Below are 19,605 nucleotides of genomic sequence, written 5' to 3' on the forward strand. Positions count from 1 at the left end.
CGGTGGATGGCTGGTCCCCGCTAGGAGTGAGGGATGAGCCGTCCACCGCGCTTGCGCGCCTGAAGCAGCATCGTGGATTCGATGATGTCCGCGTCATCGGCCCATCCGGCATCGGTGACAAAGCGGTATAGGGCATTGGCGTCGGGCAGCGTCACGTTTGCGACGATCTGGCAGTCTCCAGCCACTGCTGCCGCATAGCGGACCTCGCTTCGGGTCGCCAATGCCTGTCCGAGTCGCTCCACTTTTCCCGGGGCCGCCTTGATCCACAGAAATGCCTCGAGGGGAAGGTTCACTGACGCGGGTTCCACCAATGTCCTGATTGCCACCCGGCGGTTGCGAAGCAGCCAATCCAGCCGCCGGCTCGCAGTGGTTTCCGAGACACGCACGCGTCGGGCAATGGATTCGACGCTCGCCCGACCATCTTCGGTCAGCACGCGGACGATCTCCTCGTCCTGATCGCTCAGGGGTCCGCTGGTGCTGAGGTCCGTGCCGTCGAATGTGAACTCGGTGCCCATGGCGCTTGTCTGGACATCGTTGAGGATGCCGGAGCGCCAGCCGCGGATCGTGCGGAAGTAGCGCAACACCGGATAGCTCACCGAGCGGACCAGGCCCACCGTGGCGGGAATCTCGGTGGTCAGGACGTTGGACACCGCCTCGGGTTCCAACATCAGTTCCGCCACGACGTCCGCGCCGCCGGTCATCAAGTAGCTGAAGGTGGTGTCCTGTCGTTGGGCCAGCGCCTCGGCTGCAACCCGGCTGGTTCCGGGGGAACATTCCAGGCGCAGCAACGTGGTGCTGCGGCGCAGGCGCATTCCGGCGACCGAAACCGCTCCCGTTTTGAGCAGACCCACCCCGTGGCGGGCAACGGTGCGTTCGGGCTGATCCAGCACCGCTGCGATCTTGCGCCACGAGGCACGGCCATCAATCTGCAGGGCGGCAATAATCAGCTGCTCGAGGTTGGTCAACTGTCCTGTCATGCGGGCTTTGCTCCTTGCCGTTGGTGATGCCGCTTCGATCATAGGCATCAGGTGCGCGAACTTGGTCGGCGCCTCGGCGCGAGTCGGCATTGAGTCGATACCGGGCCTGCGCGCGGGCACGAAGCGGTCCAAGCCTGGGCAAACCCGCGTTCAGGAGGCTCCGCCTAGCGTCCGAGCCTCCTGAACTTCGCCCGGCGCCGTTCCAGTCGCTCGGCCGCCGGCGCCGCACAGACCAGGGCCAGCTCGTGCTCGATCGCCAGGCCCATGCGCGCACAGAATTCCCGGGGCTCGTCGGCGGCATCGGGCCGCTCGTCGACCACATGGTCCACCAAACCGATGCGCCACAGCGAGCCGACATCAACGCCCTGCTCCGCGGCAATCCGCGGGGCGAACTCAACGCTGCGGTGGAGGATTGCACTGGCGCCCTCGGGCGGAAGCGGCGAAAGCCATGAGTGTTCGGCGGCTATGATCCGGTCGGCCGGAAGCAGCGCCAGGGCGCCACCGCCGGTGCCCTGCCCCAAGAGCACGGAGACCGAAGGCGCGCGCAGGCCGATCAGCTCGTTGAGCGATCGGGCGATCTCCCCTGCCAGGCCGCCTTCCTCGGCCTCCTGCGAGAGGGCTGCACCGGCGGTGTCGATGACGGTCAGCAGCGGGAGCTGGAGCTCCTCCGCAAGTTGCATGGCGCGCCTTGCCTCCCGAAGCGAGGCCGGGCCCATCGCAGGGGCATCCGCGTGGCGCGGGCGCTGGTGGCCGAGCACGATGCAGGACTGCCGCCCGAACCTGGCAAGTGCAAGGCTCAACCCCGGGTCGTTTTCCCCTTGTCCCGTGCCGTTGAGCGGCAGGGCGTCTGCCGCTCCAGCGGCAAGCAGCATACGCAGGTCCGGGCGCCGGGGATTGCGGCTGAGCAGCACCGATTCCCATGCGCTTGCCGTGCCGGGGACCGCGTTCACGGTTTCGGGAATGGGTGCGCCTCCGGGCTTTGCCGATGGGATCAGGATCCGCAGGGCCCTGTCGATGATGTCGGGAAGTTCTTCCGGGGCCACCACCGCATCGATCAGGCCCTTGCGGTAGAGGTTTTCCGCGACCTGGACCCCGGGAGGGAACGGGGTGCCGGTGAGCGACTCGTAGACGCGTGGGCCCAGGAATCCGAGCAGGGCTCCCGGTTCGGCAACCGTCATGTGTCCCAAGGACCCCCAGGACGCCATGACCCCTCCCGTGGTGGGGTTGCGGAGGTAGACCAGATAGGGGAATCCTGCTTCCTTGTGCCGCCGCACCGCATCGGTGATGGCAACCATCCCGAGGAACGCCAGGGTGCCTTCCTGCATGCGGGTGCCACCCGAGGCGGGCCCGGCCAGCAGCGGCAGTCCGGCGGCCGTGGCGCGTTCTATGGCCGCGATGATACGTTCGGTGGCGGCCTGGCCGATGGAGCCGGCCAGGAAACGAAACTCCGAGACGATGACCGCCACCCGGCGGCCACGGATCAGGCCCTCACCGGTGAGCACCGATTCATCGACACCGCTCTTGAGTTCCGCGGCCTCCAATTCGGCCGCGTACCTTGCACCGATTCCCGTGTGCTGCACCGGCTGGTCCCAGGAAGAAAACGATCCAGCGTCGAGCACCGTCTCGAGCAGCCCGGCGGCAGTTATCCGCCGTGAGCCCAGCTGCGCCGCGCTCATGATGCGACCTTCGCTTCAGCATCCAGCCAGCTTCGGATGGAGGCGCCGTCAGCGTCCAGCAAGGGAGGTGCTGAGTGTACGGTGCGGGTCATTTCAGCGGCCGTTGCCGGGTCGAAGAAGCGCAGCGGAGGGCCGGGCAGTGAAATCCTTCCCAATACCGGGTGTTCGACATCCACGATGAGTCCCTGGGATTTGACCTGTTCCCACTCATAGACCTCGTCCAACGTGCGCACCTTTCCCGCGGGGATTCCCGCGGCATTGAGTTTCTCCAGCAGATTCTCGGGATCGAAGCCGGCGAAAGCTTCCTCGATCTCGGAGAGCAGCAGAGCGTGGTTTTCCACCCGCTCGGCGTTTGACACATATTCCGGGCGCACCGCGTCAAGCCCGAAGGCTTCGGCGAAAGCCGCCCAGAGTTTCTGGCTGCCGACGCTGATCTGAACCTTGCCGTCTCGGCATTTGAAAAGTCCGTAGGGGGCAATGGACGGATGATGGTTGCCTTGGGCCCGCGGGACCTGCCCGGCGACCGTGGCACGGGTGCCCTGGAACGCATGTACGCCGACGATCGAGGCCAACAGGGAGGTGCGGACAACTTGTCCCCTGCCCGTGTGCTCGCGCTCCAACAAGGCGGCGAGCGCACCGTATGCGCCATACATGCCGGACAACAAATCGGCGATGGGAACCCCCACCCGCTGCGGGTCATCGGGACCGGAGCCGGTCAGGGACATCAGCCCGGCTTCACCCTGCAGGATCTGGTCATAGCCGCTGCGGTGGGATTCGGGACCGTCATGGCCGAATCCCGTGATCGAGAGGATGACAAGCCTGGGATTGAGCTCGTGCAGCCGCTCGACGCCAAACCCCAGTCGTTCGAGCACACCGGTGCGGAAGTTCTCCATCATCACGTCGGAGCGTTCAATGAGCCGCGTCAGTGTGTCCTTGCCGTCCTCGGATTTCAAATCCAGGGCGATTGATTCCTTGTTGCGGTTGCAAGAGAGGAAGTACGTGGCTTGCGGGTTGTCCTCGGGGCCGACAAAGGGAGGACCCCAACTGCGGGTGTCGTCTCCAGCCTCCGGGGTCTCGACCTTGATGACGCGCGCCCCGAGATCTCCCATCATCATTCCCGCATGGGGGCCTGCCAGGGCACGGGTCAAATCCAGTACCGTGTAGCCGCTCAGCGGTCCGGTGGCGACGGCGGTGGACAACTGCTCATAGGCGGTGGTGCTCATGAAGACTCCTCGTATCCTGCGAAATGATGTGACAAGGTTCGTGTCGTGCGACGGGATTCGACCGGGACATGCCTGGCGCCAACGCCCCGGAGGATCCCCGGGTAGAGGTTCAGTGTTGTGCCAAGCGCGCGCACCCAGTGGATCACTGGCCTAGCCTCCTAGACTCTAGGTGTCTTTGTCAAGGGCTGGTCCGGTGTAGATTTGGGTGCAAACGAGGCAATTGAGAGGATGAATTCGTGGCAGCTCGAGAAAAATCCGCAGCATTGGGCAAGGTTGCACGCCCGCGGCTCTATGAGCAGCTCATGAAGCAGATCCTGGGATACGTCGAAGCCGAGCAGCTGGGGCCCGGGGATCACCTTCCTGCCGAGCGGGACCTCGCCGAGCAGCTCGGGGTCTCACGCGCGACCCTCGCCCAGGCGCTGGTGGCCCTGGAAGTCCTCGGGGTCATTGACGTCCAACACGGGACGGGAGCCGTGTTGGTTTACCGCCCCAGCATCGCTACGGTCCTGCGTGACCTGCGTGAACACCAGAGCCGGCTTCCGGAAATCGTCGAGGCCCGCAGCACCCTCGAGGTGAAGCTCGCGGCACTCGCAGCCGAACGGCGCACCGACGAGGACCTCGAACGAATCGACGCGGCCTTGAAGGTCATGGCCGGGGAGATTGCCGACGGCGGTCGCGGCGCGAGGGGCGACGAGCTCTTCCACGAGGCGGTGACGGCCGCCGCGCATTCGCGCGTCCTGGCCCAGCTCATGACCTTCATCGCCGAAATGGTGCTTGAAACAAGGCTGGAGTCGCTCGGGCAACCCGGCAGACCGGAGCGCTCGCTTGAATCACACCAAGTCATTGCCGGGGCCATCCTGAATGGCGACGCGGCAGCCGCTGCCGCGGCCATGCAGGCGCACATCGACCTGGTGTCCGACGTCGCGCTATTGAAATAGGGGGCGCCGGCCGCCCGGGGCAGCTAGTCCTTGAGCAGTATCTCGGTCATCTTTTGAATGAAGGCCGCGGCCAACGCCGATTGGCGGCGCCTGGGCATGGTGAGGATCTGCGCCTGGCGCTCGCCGAGTGCCGGGTGGTCCACCGGAATAAAGCGCAGTCCGTCGGTCACGCCCTCCCGCCTGGCAAAATGGCTCAGCAGCGTCGCCCCGACTCCCGAGCGGGCGAATTCCATGGCGGGATTGATGTGGTCGGTGACCATCGCGATTCGCGGGATTAGTCCCTCCATTTGGGCGGCAATGTCGAACAGCTCCCGCTGACTGATGCCCTTGGCGGGCAGCGAGAGCGGGTATTGACAGAGCTCGGCCAGCGAGACCTTGGCGTGCGCGGCCAAGGGATGCGCCGAGGCGACCACCGCATAGGCAGGTGCGGGGCAGGAGAACTCCACGGTGACGTCACGCTGCGGGCCAAGGGCGAAGATCATGGCCACGTCAGCACTTCCATCGACGATGCGGCGCGTGGCCTCCGGCGACGGGAGCACCGTGAGCTGGATCGACACATCCTGGTGTTCCCGGCAGAATCCGGCGATTGCCGATGGGACCCGGTAGGCGGCCAGCCCCTCCGAACTGACGATTTCCAGCATCCGCTGCTTGCCTGAGGCCTGTTCGCGCAATTCACCCAGCAGCTCCTCGGCCTCCGCTTCACTGCGCCTGGTGTGGGCAAGCAGCAACACGCCGGCATCGGTCAGTTGCATTCCGCGCGGATGGCGGCGGAACAGCGCAACTCCGGTGGAGCGTTCAAGCTGGGTGATTTGCCTGCTGATGGCCGAGGCCGAAACGTGCTGAGCATCGGCAGCTTCGGTGATCGAACCGGAGCGGGCCACTTCATGGAAGTAGACCAGGGACGTGGGCAGCATTTGCACGATTCAAGTCTCATTTCATCCGGTTTGACTTCAAGTCAACGGGGTTGCGAAAAACGCTACTGGTGAATGCCGATTGCACCTCCTAGTGTGATTCACGATACAACAACCAAAAGGATGTAAAGCCGTGAACAATCGCAACGAACTCATGAAGAAGTCGGCGTCTTTCGTCGACGACGGCGGATTCTTCACGGAACTGGCGGCCTTGGTCCGGCATCGCACCGTCAGCACCAACACTGCCAACCGCCTTGAATTGAATTCATACCTCACTGACAAGATTGCTCCCAAGCTCGAGCAGCTCGGCTTCGTCACCCGGATCCACCCGGAGTGGAACGGCGGGGCCAACAGCTTCCTCATCGGACGTCGAATCGAGGATCCGGAACTTCCGACGATGCTCTGCTACGGCCACGCCGATGTGGTCGACGGCCACGAGGGCCAATGGGACAAGAACCGGGATCCGTTCATCCTCAGCGCCGAGGGCGAACGATGGTACGGGCGCGGTTCGGCAGACAACAAGGGCCAGCACCTGGTCAACCTGAAAGCCTTGGAGTTCCTGTTGGAAGCCCACGGCAGCCTCGGATTCAACACGGTGTTCCTCTTCGAATCCGGAGAGGAAATCGGTTCCCCGGACCTTGCGGAATTCGCCGCAGCCCACCAGGAGGAGCTTGCCGCCGATGTATTCATCGCCTCGGACGGGCCCCGGCTTTCGGCCGAGGCGCCAACGATCTTCCTCGGCGCCCGCGGCGGAGTCAGCTTCGAACTCACGGCCGACCTCCGCTCGGAGAGCTACCACTCCGGAAACTGGGGCGGACTGATCCGCAATCCTGCCACCACCCTTGCCGCAGCCATTGGCGTGCTGGTGGACGGACACGGCAGGATCAAGGTCCCCGGATTGCTTCCGCCTTCATTGCCTGCGGCGGTCCGCACGGCACTGGAAGGCCTCCAGGTTGGCACCGGGCCGAACGACCCGAACATGGATACCGGCTGGGGAGATCCGGAATTAACCCCGGCCGAACGCGTCTATGGATGGAACGCCCTTGAAGTGTTGGCCATGGGAGCGGCTGATCCGCAGAACCCCGTCAACGCGATCCCCGGCACAGCCAGTGCCATCCTCCAACTGCGCTTCGTCGTGGGCACCGAGGTACAGGATCTTCAAGCCAAAGTGCAGCGCGCCCTCGACGAACACGGTTTCCCGATGGTCAAGGCCACCGTGTTGACCAGCTTCCCGGCAAGCCGGATCGAACCCGATGACCCATGGGTCTGCTGGGCAGCCGAATCTCTGCGCGAAAGCACCGGCCTTCCGACGACCATTCTGCCCAACATCGGCGGATCGCTGCCCAACGACGTCTTTGAATCGATCCTTGGGCTACCCACGCTCTGGATTCCTCATTCCTATCCCGGTTGCCTGCAGCACGCCCCGAACGAGCACCTGCTGGAACCGATTGCCCGACAGGGACTGCAGCTCATGTGCGGTCTCTACTACGACCTGGGGATTCGAGGCAACAGCCCGTTCGAACCCAAGGTCCTCACCACCCACGCCTGACACCGCATCCCGAGGGGAACTCCCATGAACAGCAGTCAGAACCAGACCGCCGTAGCCCGGCCAACCACGGGCGCTCCGGCACCCCGCAAGCAGTCAATGGCCCGCGGCATCGCCGCTGCCACGATCGGCAATGCCCTTGAGTGGTACGACATGTCAATCTATGCCCTGTTGGCGATCTACATCGGCCACAATTTCTTCCCCTCGGACAACCCCGCCATCGAGGTCATCCAGGCCTTCGCGGTCTTTGGGGTGTCTTATCTAATCCGCCCACTGGGCGGCTTGATCCTCGGCTCCTATGCCGATCGCCGGGGGATGAAAAAGGGCCTGATGCTCACCATCCGGCTGATGGTCCTGGGCACTGCGGTGATAGCGTTCATGCCCGGCTATGACACCATCGGTATCCTGGCTCCGATAGGCCTGATCCTGGGGCGGCTTATCCAAGGATTTTCGGCAGGCGGTGAATTCGGGGCGGCAACTTCCTATCTCATCGCGCAGGGCCAGGGACGACGCGGCTTCCTCGGCAGTTTCCAATTCGCAAGCCAGGGCTTGGGCGCATTAATGGCAGCCATCACCGTGGTCATCCTGACTACGGTATTCAGTGAAGAGGACATGAACGCCTGGGCTTGGAGGATCCCTTTCATCATCGGGCTGTTGGTTGGCCCGGCGGGCTGGATGATCCGCCGCTTCGTGGACGAGGCACCCCTGGCCAAGGTCGCCCCGGAGGAAAAGCACACACCTATCCGAGATGTGTTCGTCTCGCAAAAGGTCGGCGTGCTCATGGCAGGAGGCGCATTGGCGATCTCCACCGCATTAAACTTTGTTATCCAGTACATGCCGACATTCGGCATCAAACAGCTGGGAATCAGCCCGTCGATCTCCTTCACGTCGTTGATCTTGACCGGACTCATCCTGACCTTCTTCACCCCGGTAGTCGGACACCTCTCGGACAAGTTCGGACGGATCCGAATCATGGTTCCCGCTGCCATTGCCATCGCCGTGCTGACCATCCCGCTGTTCATGTGGCTCATTGCCGGACGCACCTTCCTGGTGCTGGCGCTCGTAATGATCATTCTGGGCTTGATGAAGTCCGTCTATTTCGGCGCCCTGCCTTCGGTCATGGCAGATATCTTCCCATCCAAGACCCGTGCCACGGGGTTGTCGTTCAGCTACAACGCGGCAGTCGCAGTGTTCGGCGGATTCACACCCATGATCTGCGCCTACCTGATTGAGGTCACAGGCCAGCCCATGGCACCGAGCTACTATCTGGCAGTTCTCGCGGGCGTCAGCATCGTAGCCCTGGCCTCGGCCGTGAAATACCGCGGCGTGCGCTGAGCCAACGCGGCTGACCGGCAAAACCGATCACGATTCCAAGCAACCCAATAGCACGAAGCCAAGGTCGGGGATATTCAATGCGGATATCCCCGGCCTTGGCTGTTGCTTGCCGAAGTTCCCGGCTTACGCTGCCGATATCGCCCCCAAATCCGATCTCAGCGTTCCCGCGCCGTGGCCAGCCGGTTAAGGGCCAGCGCACCCACAAGCAGTCCGAAGTCGCGCAGTGCAACGTCGAAGTAATTGGGGATCATCAGCAGGTTGACGATGATGCCGAGCAGCCAGAGCGCGACGACCAGCGAGCCGATCTTCGGGCGAAGCGCCACGAGGATTCCCGCTGCGATTTCGACGATTCCCACGCCGTACATGAAGACCTGCGGGGAAACGGGGATGATGTCGGTGGCAATGGGCGCCAGGTAGTTCGTCCAGTCGGTGAGCAAGTTGGTGAACTTGTCGAGCCCGAAAACGATCGGCGCAACGGTGAAGATCGTGCGCAAAAGCATGAACGCCTGGTGATTGAGCTTGGTGCTCTCGGCGGTGGCGGCGCTCGCTGTATTCGTAGCCATGATCCTTGCCTTCCTTCTAAAGTGGAGATGTTTTATTTTAGAATCGTCGGGATCTCTAAGTCAACATTTTCTTGTTTTAGATTTACACTGGTTCCATGAGGTTGCTTCCAAAGGGTCAAGAACTCAATGCCCTATCGGCACTGGCCGATCCGGTCCGTGGTGCCGTCTACGAATTTGTGCGCACCAGGGAAGTCGCCGTTGGGCGCGACGAAACCGCGACGGCGCTGGGGTTGCCCCGCAATGCCGTCGCCTTTCAACTCGACCGGCTCGCCGATGAAGGACTTCTTTCCGTGGAGTTCCGCCGCCTCAGCGGCAAGGGCGGCCCCGGTTCGGGACGGCCCTCAAAGCTATATTCACCACGGCATGTCGAGATTTCCGCGAGCGTTCCGCATCGCGAGTACGGCTTGGCTGCAGATTTGATGGCCAAGGCCATCGAGCTTGCGAGCGCCGAGGATCGTCCAGTTGCGCAGGTTCTGGCCGAGGTCGCGCGTGAAGCAGGTAAAGAAATCGGTGCCAACGCCCCGTCGCTTGCCCAGGCCCTGACCGACCACGGGTACCGTCCCGAGGAACGCGAAAATGGATCGCTCGGGCTCCTGGACTGCCCCTTCCACCAGCTCTCCACGAGTTACCGGGAAACCGTATGCTCCATGAACCTGGAGCTGCTCAGTGCCGTCGTCGACGGGACAAAGGCCCCCTACCGCGCCTGCTTTGAAGCACCGACCCGGGACGGGCATTGCTGCGTTCGCTTGGATCCGGAGATCCCCGCCGGATAGGCCTGCGCAGCACCGAGAGGAGGCCCTCCGGGCAAAGGCGAGCGGGCACGTGGACAGGACGGTGCGACACGAGAGGAGCGTGCGAACAGGTCCTAGCCTGCCAATCCGGGCCGTGGTAGGAATGACCCATGAACCCCCTAGGGCGAGTATCGACCGCATCGGCGGCATTGTTCCTACTGGCCATGACAACCGCTTGCGTTCCGGAAGCGAAAGCGGAACTTTCCCCAACGGAACAAGCCGCTTTGGATGCCGGCGTATCCGACTACGCGAATCTCCTGTCCGCGACGCTCGAGGGCAGGGAATACCCGGCGAACACCAGTGACAAGAGGATCGCCGAAGAGTCCTTCGGTTACATGCGAAGCACCTATCGCAATGCCGGGATGAAAATTGCCGATTCGGAGGTCGTGGTCATCGTTAGGGACGCGAGCATGCAAAACGGCCAGATTGTCGCGAACGTTGTAGTGGCGACCACCATGTTCACCAAGGAAACCGGCGCCAAGGCAACCGAGGAGTCCGGGTTCACCGACCCGCATGAGCTGACCTTCCATCCCAACGACAGCGGCTACGCGCTGGTTTCGGATGTGCTTGCGGCGCCGCCCGACTGAAACCGGACGCCCGCCCGCGGCGATGACAAACGACGGCCACCGCCACGCCGCCTCCGGCACCGCTCAAGTCACGTCCCCTATCGGCAACAAGACTCCGCGGCTAGGCTGGCCAGTATCCGTCCGGGTCCGCACAACCCACCGTGGCTGGCCCTTCGTATACGACAGAGGATTCGCCATGAGCATTGATGATCGCCCCTCCACTGAACGCATCGATGAAAAAACAGCCCGGCAGGTTGCCGAAGATGCCCGCGAACAGGTTTGGGAGCGCCCCAGCTTTGCCAAGGGCCTCTACATGGGCGACTTCAACTGGGCACTGGTCCACCCGCACCCGCGACCCGATGCCGAAGTCGCGGCCCGCGGCGCGGCCTTCCTGAAGGAGCTGCGGGCGGCGCTGGAAGGTTTCGATGCGGCAGTCATCGAGCGCGAGGCCCGCATTCCCGATGCCTACATCCGGACGTTGCGGGAAATCGGCGCCTTCGGCATGAAGATTCCGCTGAAGTACGGCGGCCTGGGGTTGAGCCTGTTGGACTATGGCCGGTCCCTGATGCTGGTGGGCACCGTGAGCCCGAGCATGGGCGCATTGTTGTCCGCCCACCAATCCATCGGCGTGCCGGAACCCGTGAAGATGTTCGGCTCCGAGGAACAAAAACAGGCCTTCCTCCCCCGCTGCGCCGCCGGTGCGATCTCGGCGTTCCTGCTCACCGAAAACGACGTCGGGTCGGACCCCGCCCGGCTGGGAACCACCGCGACGCTGTCGGAAGACGGCAAGAGCTACAGCATCAACGGCTCCAAGCTCTGGACCACCAACGGAGTCGTGGCGGAACTGCTGGTGGTCATGGCCACGGTGCCCGGCCACCGGTTGCCGGACGGATCCATGGCCCGCGGCGGCATCAGCGCCTTTGTGGTGGAGGCGGACTCCCCCGGCATCACGGTCGAGAACCGCAACGCATTCATGGGCCTGAAAGGCATTGAAAACGGGGTGACCCGCTTCCGCGACGTGGTCGTCCCCGTCGAAAACCGTCTGGGCAAGGAGGGCGCCGGACTGAAGATCGCGCTCAGCACGCTGAACACCGGGCGCCTCTCGATCCCCGCCATGTGCGCGGGGGCCGGAAAGTGGTCGCTGAAGATCGCCCGCGAGTGGTCAAACGCCCGCGTCCAGTGGGGCAAGCCGGTGGGCGAGCACGAGGCTGTGGGCAAGAAGATCGCCTACATCGCTGCCAGCACCTTTGCCTTGGAGTCCGTCTTCGAGCTCTCTGCCGGCCTCGCGGATGCGGGCATGAAGGACGTGCGCATCGAGGCCGCGCTGGCCAAGCTCTTCTCCTCGGAGGTGTCCTGCAAGATCGCCGACGAGCTGGTGCAAATCCGCGGCGGCCGCGGCTATGAGACAGCCGCCTCCCTTCGTGCCCGCGGGGAACGCGCGGTCCCGGTCGAGCAGTTGCTGCGCGACCTGCGGATCAACCGCATCTTCGAGGGATCCACCGAAATCATGCACCTGATCATTGCCCGCGAGGCCGTCGACGCGCACCTGAAGGCCGCCGGGGACCTGGCCAGCAAAGACGCGGACCTGCAGGCCAAGGCGAAGGCGGCACTGGGCGCCTCCGGCTTCTACGCCAAGTGGCTGCCCACGCTGGCCGTGGGCTCGGGCCTGCTACCCAATTCCTACGCGGACCACGGACGTCTGGCCCCCTACCTGCGGTTCATCGAACGTTCCTCGCGACGGCTGGCCAGGCACACCTTTGCCGGCATGGCCACCTGGCAGGCCGGCATGGAATCGCACCAGGCCTTCCTGGGCAGGGTCGTCGACCTCGGTGCCGAGCTCTTTGCCATGGCGGCGTGCATCTCGCGTGTCGAGCTCATGCGCGCCACGGATCCCGGCCACGCAGACTCGGCCGAGCTGCTTGCCCTCGCCTTCTGCGAACAATCCGAGCATCGCTGCGAGGCCCTGTTCAAGGAACTCTGGGCCAACAGCGACAAGACCGACCGTAAGCTGACCAAGAAGGTGCTCGCCGGGGATTTCGAGTGGCTCGAATCCGGCATCATCGACACCTCGGAGGGCACCGGAGAATGGATTGCCGGGTGGACGGATATGCCGGGTCCGGACGTGCGCAGGCCCTACGCGGAATGAGCACATCCGGCTTGTGAACGGCAGCAAGGCAAACACCTGAATCGCTGGCTGAATTCCGCATGATTTAGGATTGGACGCCCGATGACGCCTTCGGTGTCGCAATATCTGCGAACCGATCCTTTTGATGGTCCATGCCAAAACGCCAACCGCGTTTCGAGAGGCAAATAGGTTTGATGATCCGACGGCATGCAGGCTAAAAGCATTCACCGGCCTGCATTCGACGGCATGTAGAACGTTTATGATGATCAAGAAAATACCAAAGGCCACCGGCGCTGGGCGACAGGAGGGGACATGACATCACGTGGTTCCCGCGTTGCCCGCGGCTGGATCGGCGCACTTTTTGCCACGGGCACTGCAGCCGTTTCCCATGTGCTCGGCGGAGGCGCAGCGCCCCACCCACTGCTTGTCATACTCTCGTTGGCAGTATCCGGGTCGATCTGTTGTACGTTGGCCGGCCGCCTATTGTCACTCACACGGATGGCCCTCGGCGTACTGGCCAGCCAGGCGTTCTTCCATATGGTTTTTGGGATCGGCAATGCGCCCGCTCGGACTTCGGCTTCGCCACTGATTACGGATATGCACCATGCCCACGCCGGGATGGCAGCAACTCCGCCTATCACCTTCACAATCCCGGTTGCAGAACTCTCCGGCCACGGAGTACAGATGTGGTTTGGCCACGCAGTGGCCGCCATCTTGACGGTTCTATTTCTCCGATACGGAGAAGTGAGTGCCGTCCGGCTCGTGGAAGCCTTCCGGCTAAAAATCACTCTGGTTTTGAGGCTCGTTCATGTTTGGGCACCGGCCCCGAGACGCCTGAAGGCGAGCGCGACAACCAAACTGTTTCCCCTTTCTAATTTGGGCCTTCCCCTGCCTGTCATGAGGCACAGGGGCCCTCCCGCACACGCAAGCGTGTCCTAGGCATCGCTCCGACGGCACCACTTTCTTTGCTGTGCCCTGCCTTCGATTGTCCTGAGTCATCCTGCTCATCCGCGATACCAGCGGTGCCGCGACGGCACTTTGACCTACGCCGGAGAAAGCCGTGGAAGAAGCTCTCATGCGGATTCCCGTCTCCTCAATCCAAGTGATTTTTGCGCTCATCTCGTGGTTGTTGCCAGGATATGTGCTCCGGAAACGGGTCGTGGATGTGCATTGCCGAGAGTGTTTCCCGGGTCCGGGAAAACCGGTTCGTTGGGCGGGCACCACCCGGAAGCCCGGTGCGCTTTGCCGTTCCCGGTTGCGCCCCGGCATTCCGTCTGAGCGTCCCCCTTGAATGGACAACGCCGACGGCTACTGCCGTAGCTGCACCCTTTGAGTGGATCGTTCTCTAGTTGGCTCACAGGTGACGCCGGATACGCATTCGAAGCAACCCCCTTCTTTTCCATACTTCTCATCTGGTTTCGCGCCGTCTGGCGGAAACCATCCTTGAAAGGCACCATCATGAAAACCACCACCCGACGCACCATTAAGGCCATCGCTTCCGGCGCCCTCGCCACTGCTCTGCTCGCCGTTGGAGCTTCCGCCGCATCCGCCCACGTACACGTCACCCCGGACAACCCAACTGCAAACGGCTACGCGCATTTGGCGTTCACCGTGCCCAACGAGTCGCCAACGGCGAAGACAAACAAACTGGAGGTCAAGTTGCCCACCGATGCACCTTTCACCTACGTTGCGGTGCAACCTGTTGCAGGATGGAACGCCAAGGTGGTCACGACCACGCTGCCTAAGCCCGTCACGGTCTCCGGCACAACTGTCACCAAGGCCGCGACTTCCGTGGTCTGGACAGCTGATGCGGCACACGCCATTGGCCAAAATGAGTACCAAACCTTCTCCCTGTCGGTTGGCAAGCTCCCCGTTGCGGGAACCACCCTCACGCTGCCGGCGGCACAGACCTACACCGACGGCACCGTGGTGAGCTGGGACCAGCCTGCAGTCGAAGGACAGCCGGAACCGGAACACCCGGCTCCATCCTTCGTCACCACCGCCGAGGATGACACGGCCACGGGCCACCACACAATGGATGCGCTGGCCCCCGTGGCAACATCAAATACCCAAGCCCCCGTCAGCGGTTCCGCTGTCTGGGGAATCGTGCTTGGCGCGACAGGGCTGCTCTTGGGCGGCATTGCACTGGGCCTGGTTTTGTCCGGGCGACGCAATACCAACACAGGAAAGTAACAGGCAAAACTGCCTGCACGTCCGGGCGCGGGATCATCGACATGGCCGACCCCGCGCCCGGCATCTCCATTCGTTGCCCCCAATCCATTCTTGAAGGGATATTCCCCCATGGATTCGTTCTCATTGACCCGCTGTTTGTTCCGTCAGACGGCTCTGGTTCTATTGGCATTCCTGTCGCTGACCGTCGTCATTTTCCCCGCAACGGCAGCACAGGCCCACGATGTACTGGTGGGCACCAACCCGGAGGACGGGGCAACCTTATCCACTGCTCCATCGACCATTGGCCTGACCTTCAGCAACACTCCGATTGCGCTCGGTGCCGAAATCCTCGTCTTTGACGGCAACGGAACCAATTGGGCCGACGGACCTGTTTCCATCGTGGACAACCAGGTTTCACAGGCCATCCGAGCGGGGGCACCTGCCGGAAAATTCACCGTCCAATGGCGGATCGTTTCCTCGGATTCACACCCCATCGAAGGAACCTTCAGCTTCACCTCCCAGGGACCCGAACCGGATTCCAGTCAACCCGCCCCGGTGCCGACATCGCCCCCGGCGCCAGCCGCACAGCCAGCGACGCAATCCGCGACGCATCCGACCGCCACGACGGATTACAACATCCCATGGGGCGGGCTAGCAGCCGGAATTGGAGTCGTCGTGGTTGTCATTGTGGGTATTGCCGCCAGCAAGCGCCGGCGCAGCCGACTCAAGGCGGATGATGAGACCCCGGGGAACTAATCCCCCCGGCGAGCATCGACGCACGCAGGAATACGACGGTTTGTGAAAGGCCGGTGCTCCAAGTCTCCGGGGGCGTCTGCGGAAGCTGGCCAAGACGCTGCTCTCCGGGGACTTCGAGTGGCTCGGATCCCGGATCTTCGGCACCGGAGGGCACCGGCGCATGGATTGCCGTGTGGCCGACCGCGCCAGGGAGAAAGTATGCAGAACCTACGCGGGCTGGGCATGCAGTATGCGCAAACGACCGATTTCATCGTGGTAGGCCAAGTACAAGTTGCTGATGATGCCCGCTTCATTCAATGATCCGCCGAGCATCTCTCCGGCCTTCTTGATCCGGTATCGCACCGTGTTGGGGTGCACGTAAAGCCACGCCGCCACCCGGGCGATGTCCTGGTCCATGGCCAAGTAGCCCTGAACCGTCTCCACCAGCTCCTTGTCGTGCCGTAGCGGCTGCACAAAGCCGTTCAGCCGTTTGCGGTCGGTGGGGCTTTTCAGCCTGGCGAGCAACCAGCTGGCCGGGTCCGCGTCTTCCATCTTCACCATGCAACCTTGCCCCGAGCCCGAGCCCGCGGCCAAGCGCCGACGTGCGATGGCGGCGGCAAGGTCGGCGTCCGCGAAGAGTTCGGGAATGTATGACAGCGCGCTGGAGGTCTCGCTCAACCCCACCACCAGGTCGCCGGTGTTCGCTGCCAGCCACTGGTCGGTCGCCCGGATCTGGGGCATCACGGCATGGAATCCGGCGGGCACTTCCGGGGTCTTCCCGTTCTCTGCGAACAGCATGGGAAGCCCCAGCCGCTCGGCCGAATCAATCAGCGCGTCCACCCGCGCCGGCAGCAGCGCGGCGTCGTTGAGCGTTGTTGCAACAACGGCCCTGACGGGTTCGAACCCCTTGAACCCGAAGGGCTTGAGCAGTTCCCAGTAGCGCAGTTCGCGCGAGACGCCAATGCCGTCCTGCAAGCTTGTCAGCATTTGCGCGTTGTCGTGTCGCTGTCGGGAGATGTCCAGGTGGCTGATGCCGTTGATGGCGCCGAGCATGCGCTGGGTTGTTTCAAGCAACACGTCCCCCAGGTCATCGAGCATTGCGCCCTGGCGGGTGGCGATGGCCAGGTGGTAGCCGCGCCCGCGCAGCACCATGGAACGGTACATGACTTCCCAACGGCCGATCGAGACCCGGTCATAGCGCGCAGGTTGGGAACTGATGGCACTGAAAATTAGGTTGGTGGGACCCTCTCCGGTGGATTCGATGATCTCGCCTGATGCCCCGTAGAGGACCGCCGTTCCCCGGCATGCGGTTGCCAGCCTGGCGATCAGCGAACGAATGGGTTCCTCGGTGGAGATGCTGTCGAGCAGGTCGTTGGTCAGCCACATTATCCGCTTGAGCCCGTACGAGTCGGGTGCCGGCGCGCTTCGGTTGACGAAGTTCTCGATCTGCTGGAACGGCACCTCCTGCGCCACCGAAACCAGCGGAACCTCCGATTCGGTGCAGGCGTCAACCAGCGCCGGCGGGATCCGCTCGTAGTACACCCCCACACCGAAGAGCAGGGCCGCGATTTTGGCCCGGCGCAGGCCTGCAACAAGTTCTCTGGCCGGCGCCGCCGGGTGCGCGTCGCTGAGCAAACGCATTCCCGTGGTCAGCATGACATTTCCCGGCTCAAACCAACGGGCGGGCTCATGGATTTCGGAGGTGTGGGCACCTGTCACTTCGGGGTCGCCGACGCCGGGCACAACCAGTTCCATGCCGAATGCCTTTTGCGCCAACAAGTCGCTGAGCCGTAATACGCGTGGTTCTTTCACCTTGGACCTTTGTTCGCCGGGAACCCCGGAAGTCCAGATATTGGGCACATCCACGTGGGCTTTTGTAGAAATTACAATCTAGTCCGATCGTTCTTTGATTTCCACCAGTGACAGAGATCCACATCACACAGCATCGTTGTCTCAGCACTTTTCTTCGAACCACTTCAAGGAGCACTAGATGGCCAACGTACGAGTCGCCGTGGACGTCGGAGGCACCTTCACCGATGTTTGCATTTTCGATGAAGAAACCCAGAAAATGCGGGTAACCAAGGTCCCGTCAACACCCCACGACCCGATGATTGCCGTGATGAGCGGCGTCAAGCGCGCCGAGATCAACCTGGCCGACGTTTCGCTTTTCTCGCACGGAACCACGGTTGCAACCAACGCGCTGATCACCCGCAAGTTCCCCTCGGCGGCCATGGTCACCACCAAGGGATTCCGTGACGTCATCGAAATTCGCGACGGCACCAAGGATGATCTTTGGGATGCCTACAACGACGTTTCGGGCCCCTACATCCGCCGCCGTGACCGTTTTGAGGTCTCCGAGCGCGTCGACTTCTCCGGCAAGGTCATCACCCCCCTGGATGAGCAGGCGGCGCGCACCCTTGCTGCCCTGTTGCGCAAGCGCGGCGTGAGCACCATCGCCGTCTGCTTCATCAACTCCTACGCCAACCCGGGCAACGAGATCCGCATGCGCGAAATCCTCGAAGAAGAGCTTCCCGGGGCAACAGTCTCCACCTCCGCGGAGATCCTCCCGGAAATCTTCGAACACGACCGCTTCAACACCGCCGTTTCCAATGCCGTACTGGCCCCGCTGGTCACTGGCTATGTGGACCGGTTGGCCGAACAGCTCAAGGATGGCGGCTACACCGGCGACCTGTTGCTGCTGCACTCCGGCGGCGGCTCGATGACCCCGCGCATGGTCAAGCGCTACCCGGTCCGGCTTGCGGCCTCCGGCATCGCAGCCGGCGCCATCGCCGCCAAGCACGTGGCCCAGCAATGCGGCTATGAAAACGCGGTGGGCCTTGACATGGGCGGTACCTCCACCGACATCGCGCTGGTCTCCGGCGGCGAATTGCGCATCACCAAGGAATGGCAGGTCGAATACGGCCACCCGATAGTCTTCCCCTCGATCGAGGTCTTGACCATCGGCGCCGGCGGCGGCTCGCTGGCCCACATCGACATCGCAGGCTCGTTGCGCAACGGCCCACAGTCCGCGGGCGCCGCACCGGGACCGGCTTGCTACGGCACCGGCGGCGACCAGCCGACCAACTGCGACGCCAACGTGACGCTGAACCGCCTGGGCACGTCCTTGGCCGGTGGCGCCAAGACCCTGGACCGTGAGCTCTCCCGCGAGGCCATCAACCGCGTCATCGCGGGTCCGCTGGGCATGGAAGAGGCCGAGGCCGCACACGCTGTCCTGCAGGTGGCCAATGCCAACATGGCCGACGCCGTCCGCCTGATCTCCATCCGCCGCGGCTACGACCCGCGCGACTTCGCGCTGATCGCCTTCGGCGGGGCCGGTGCCCTGCACGGCGCCGAGGTGGCCCGCGAGCTGAACATCCCCACCGTGGTGGTTCCGGCAAACCCGGGGGTGACCTCCGCGCTGGGCTGCCTGCTCGTCGACATCCGCCACGACCTGTCGGCCATGTTCACCGGGCTCGCCTCCGAAACCGACCCGGCAGCGGTGGAAGCCCAGTTTGCGGCACTGGAAAAGGAGGCGACGGCCCGCCTGCGCCACGAGGGGGTGAGCGATGAGAACGCGGTGCTGCAGCGCGAGATCTCCATGCGCTACGCCGGCCAGTGGCGTTCGCTCTCCGTCCGGATCGGCTCCGGCCGCGGCGCGCTGGAGGCGGCAATCGAAACCTTCCACCAGGAGCACGAGCGCGAATTCGCCTTCCGCCAGGACGACCAGCCGGTGGAGATCTACCAGCTGCTGCTCAGCGCGATCGGCAAGACCCCGAAGCCCGCGTTCGTTCCCGCCACCGAGCTCAGCTCAGACCCGGGCTCGCCGGCTTCGGTGCGCGAGGTCTACTTCGGCGAAACGGGGTGGGTCACCACACCCGTCTACGACCGCGACCGGCTGCCCGCCGGCGCCACGTTCGACGGCCCGGCCATCGTCGACCAGCTGGACTCCACCACGGTGGTTCCGCCGCGCACCACCGCCGAAATCGACGGCTGGGGCAATATCCGCATCCACATGCACGATCTTCCATCCACCAAGGAGTCCTAGTC

General features: G+C 63.4%; 15 protein-coding genes. 9 read left to right on the forward strand and 6 right to left on the reverse strand.

Going from position 1 to position 19,605, the window contains the following annotated elements; genetic code table 11:
• Positions 1–20: 20 nt before the first annotated feature.
• From JOF47_RS13635 to JOF47_RS13645, 3 genes are all read right to left on the reverse strand, one after another.
• Positions 21–977 carry an Lrp/AsnC family transcriptional regulator gene (locus JOF47_RS13635; protein WP_209999430.1) on the reverse strand — a complete coding sequence of 319 codons (957 nt, stop codon included), beginning with the start codon at positions 975–977 and terminating at the stop codon, positions 21–23.
• A gap of 164 nt (positions 978–1,141) precedes the next feature.
• Positions 1,142–2,653, reverse strand: a complete 1,512-nt coding sequence (locus JOF47_RS13640) for a carboxyl transferase domain-containing protein (protein ID WP_209999432.1) — start codon at positions 2,651–2,653, stop codon at positions 1,142–1,144.
• Positions 2,650–3,876 carry a CaiB/BaiF CoA transferase family protein gene (locus JOF47_RS13645; RefSeq protein WP_209999434.1) on the reverse strand — a complete coding sequence of 409 codons (1,227 nt, stop codon included), beginning with the start codon at positions 3,874–3,876 and terminating at the stop codon, positions 2,650–2,652. The genes JOF47_RS13640 and JOF47_RS13645 overlap by 4 nt, the downstream gene beginning before the upstream one ends.
• A 236-nt stretch (positions 3,877–4,112) precedes the next feature.
• On the opposite strand from JOF47_RS13645, the gene JOF47_RS13650 reads away from it, so the two are divergent.
• Positions 4,113–4,814: a FadR/GntR family transcriptional regulator gene (locus tag JOF47_RS13650; RefSeq protein ID WP_342592780.1), complete on the forward strand. Its 702-nt coding sequence runs from the start codon at positions 4,113–4,115 to the stop codon at positions 4,812–4,814.
• Positions 4,815–4,837: 23 nt separating this feature from the next.
• On the opposite strand, the gene JOF47_RS13655 is transcribed toward JOF47_RS13650, so the two are convergent.
• Positions 4,838–5,728 (reverse strand): LysR family transcriptional regulator, encoded by an 891-nt coding sequence (locus JOF47_RS13655; protein WP_209999435.1) that lies wholly within the window; start codon positions 5,726–5,728, stop codon positions 4,838–4,840.
• 130 nt (positions 5,729–5,858) lie between these two features.
• Between JOF47_RS13655 and JOF47_RS13660 the strand changes: the two genes are divergently transcribed.
• Together JOF47_RS13660 and JOF47_RS13665 are read left to right on the forward strand one after the other, a co-directional pair.
• Positions 5,859–7,274 (forward strand): M20 family metallopeptidase, encoded by a 1,416-nt coding sequence (locus JOF47_RS13660; protein WP_209999437.1) that lies wholly within the window; start codon positions 5,859–5,861, stop codon positions 7,272–7,274.
• Between the two features lie 24 nt (positions 7,275–7,298).
• A complete protein-coding gene (locus tag JOF47_RS13665; RefSeq protein ID WP_209999439.1) occupies positions 7,299–8,606 on the forward strand; it encodes an MFS transporter in 1,308 nt (435 codons plus the stop codon).
• Positions 8,607–8,761: 155 nt separating this feature from the next.
• Here the strand turns inward: JOF47_RS13665 and JOF47_RS13670 are convergent, their stop codons facing one another.
• A complete protein-coding gene (locus JOF47_RS13670) occupies positions 8,762–9,169 on the reverse strand; it encodes a DoxX family membrane protein (RefSeq protein WP_209999440.1) in 408 nt (135 codons plus the stop codon).
• A gap of 95 nt (positions 9,170–9,264) precedes the next feature.
• Between JOF47_RS13670 and JOF47_RS13675 the strand changes: the two genes are divergently transcribed.
• The 5 genes from JOF47_RS13675 (at position 9,265) to JOF47_RS13695 (ending at position 15,579) form a co-directional block, all read left to right on the forward strand.
• The gene (locus JOF47_RS13675) at positions 9,265–9,942 is read left to right on the forward strand and encodes a helix-turn-helix transcriptional regulator (protein ID WP_209999442.1); all 678 of its coding nucleotides are present in this window, start codon (positions 9,265–9,267) and stop codon (positions 9,940–9,942) included.
• Positions 9,943–10,070: 128 nt separating this feature from the next.
• Complete coding sequence (locus JOF47_RS13680) at positions 10,071–10,547, forward strand: hypothetical protein (protein ID WP_209999443.1); 477 nt, start codon at positions 10,071–10,073, stop codon at positions 10,545–10,547.
• A gap of 175 nt (positions 10,548–10,722) precedes the next feature.
• Complete coding sequence (locus tag JOF47_RS13685) at positions 10,723–12,672, forward strand: acyl-CoA dehydrogenase family protein (protein WP_209999444.1); 1,950 nt, start codon at positions 10,723–10,725, stop codon at positions 12,670–12,672.
• Between the two features lie 1,437 nt (positions 12,673–14,109).
• Entirely contained in the window at positions 14,110–14,844 is a 735-nt protein-coding gene (locus JOF47_RS13690; RefSeq protein WP_209999446.1) for a YcnI family copper-binding membrane protein, read from the forward strand.
• A gap of 108 nt (positions 14,845–14,952) precedes the next feature.
• Positions 14,953–15,579 (forward strand): copper resistance CopC family protein, encoded by a 627-nt coding sequence (locus JOF47_RS13695; protein ID WP_209999447.1) that lies wholly within the window; start codon positions 14,953–14,955, stop codon positions 15,577–15,579.
• Positions 15,580–15,786: 207 nt separating this feature from the next.
• Here JOF47_RS13695 and JOF47_RS13700 read toward each other — a convergent pair whose 3' ends face one another.
• The gene (locus JOF47_RS13700; protein ID WP_342592781.1) at positions 15,787–17,370 is read right to left on the reverse strand and encodes a PucR family transcriptional regulator; all 1,584 of its coding nucleotides are present in this window, start codon (positions 17,368–17,370) and stop codon (positions 15,787–15,789) included.
• 178 nt (positions 17,371–17,548) lie between these two features.
• Between JOF47_RS13700 and JOF47_RS13705 the strand changes: the two genes are divergently transcribed.
• Positions 17,549–19,603, forward strand: coding sequence for a hydantoinase/oxoprolinase family protein (locus JOF47_RS13705; RefSeq protein ID WP_209999449.1), 2,055 nt, complete (start codon positions 17,549–17,551; stop codon positions 19,601–19,603).
• The last annotated feature ends 2 nt before the right edge of the window (positions 19,604–19,605 follow it).

It is taken from the genome of Paeniglutamicibacter kerguelensis (assembly GCF_017876535.1).
Taxonomy (GTDB): domain Bacteria; phylum Actinomycetota; class Actinomycetes; order Actinomycetales; family Micrococcaceae; genus Paeniglutamicibacter; species Paeniglutamicibacter kerguelensis.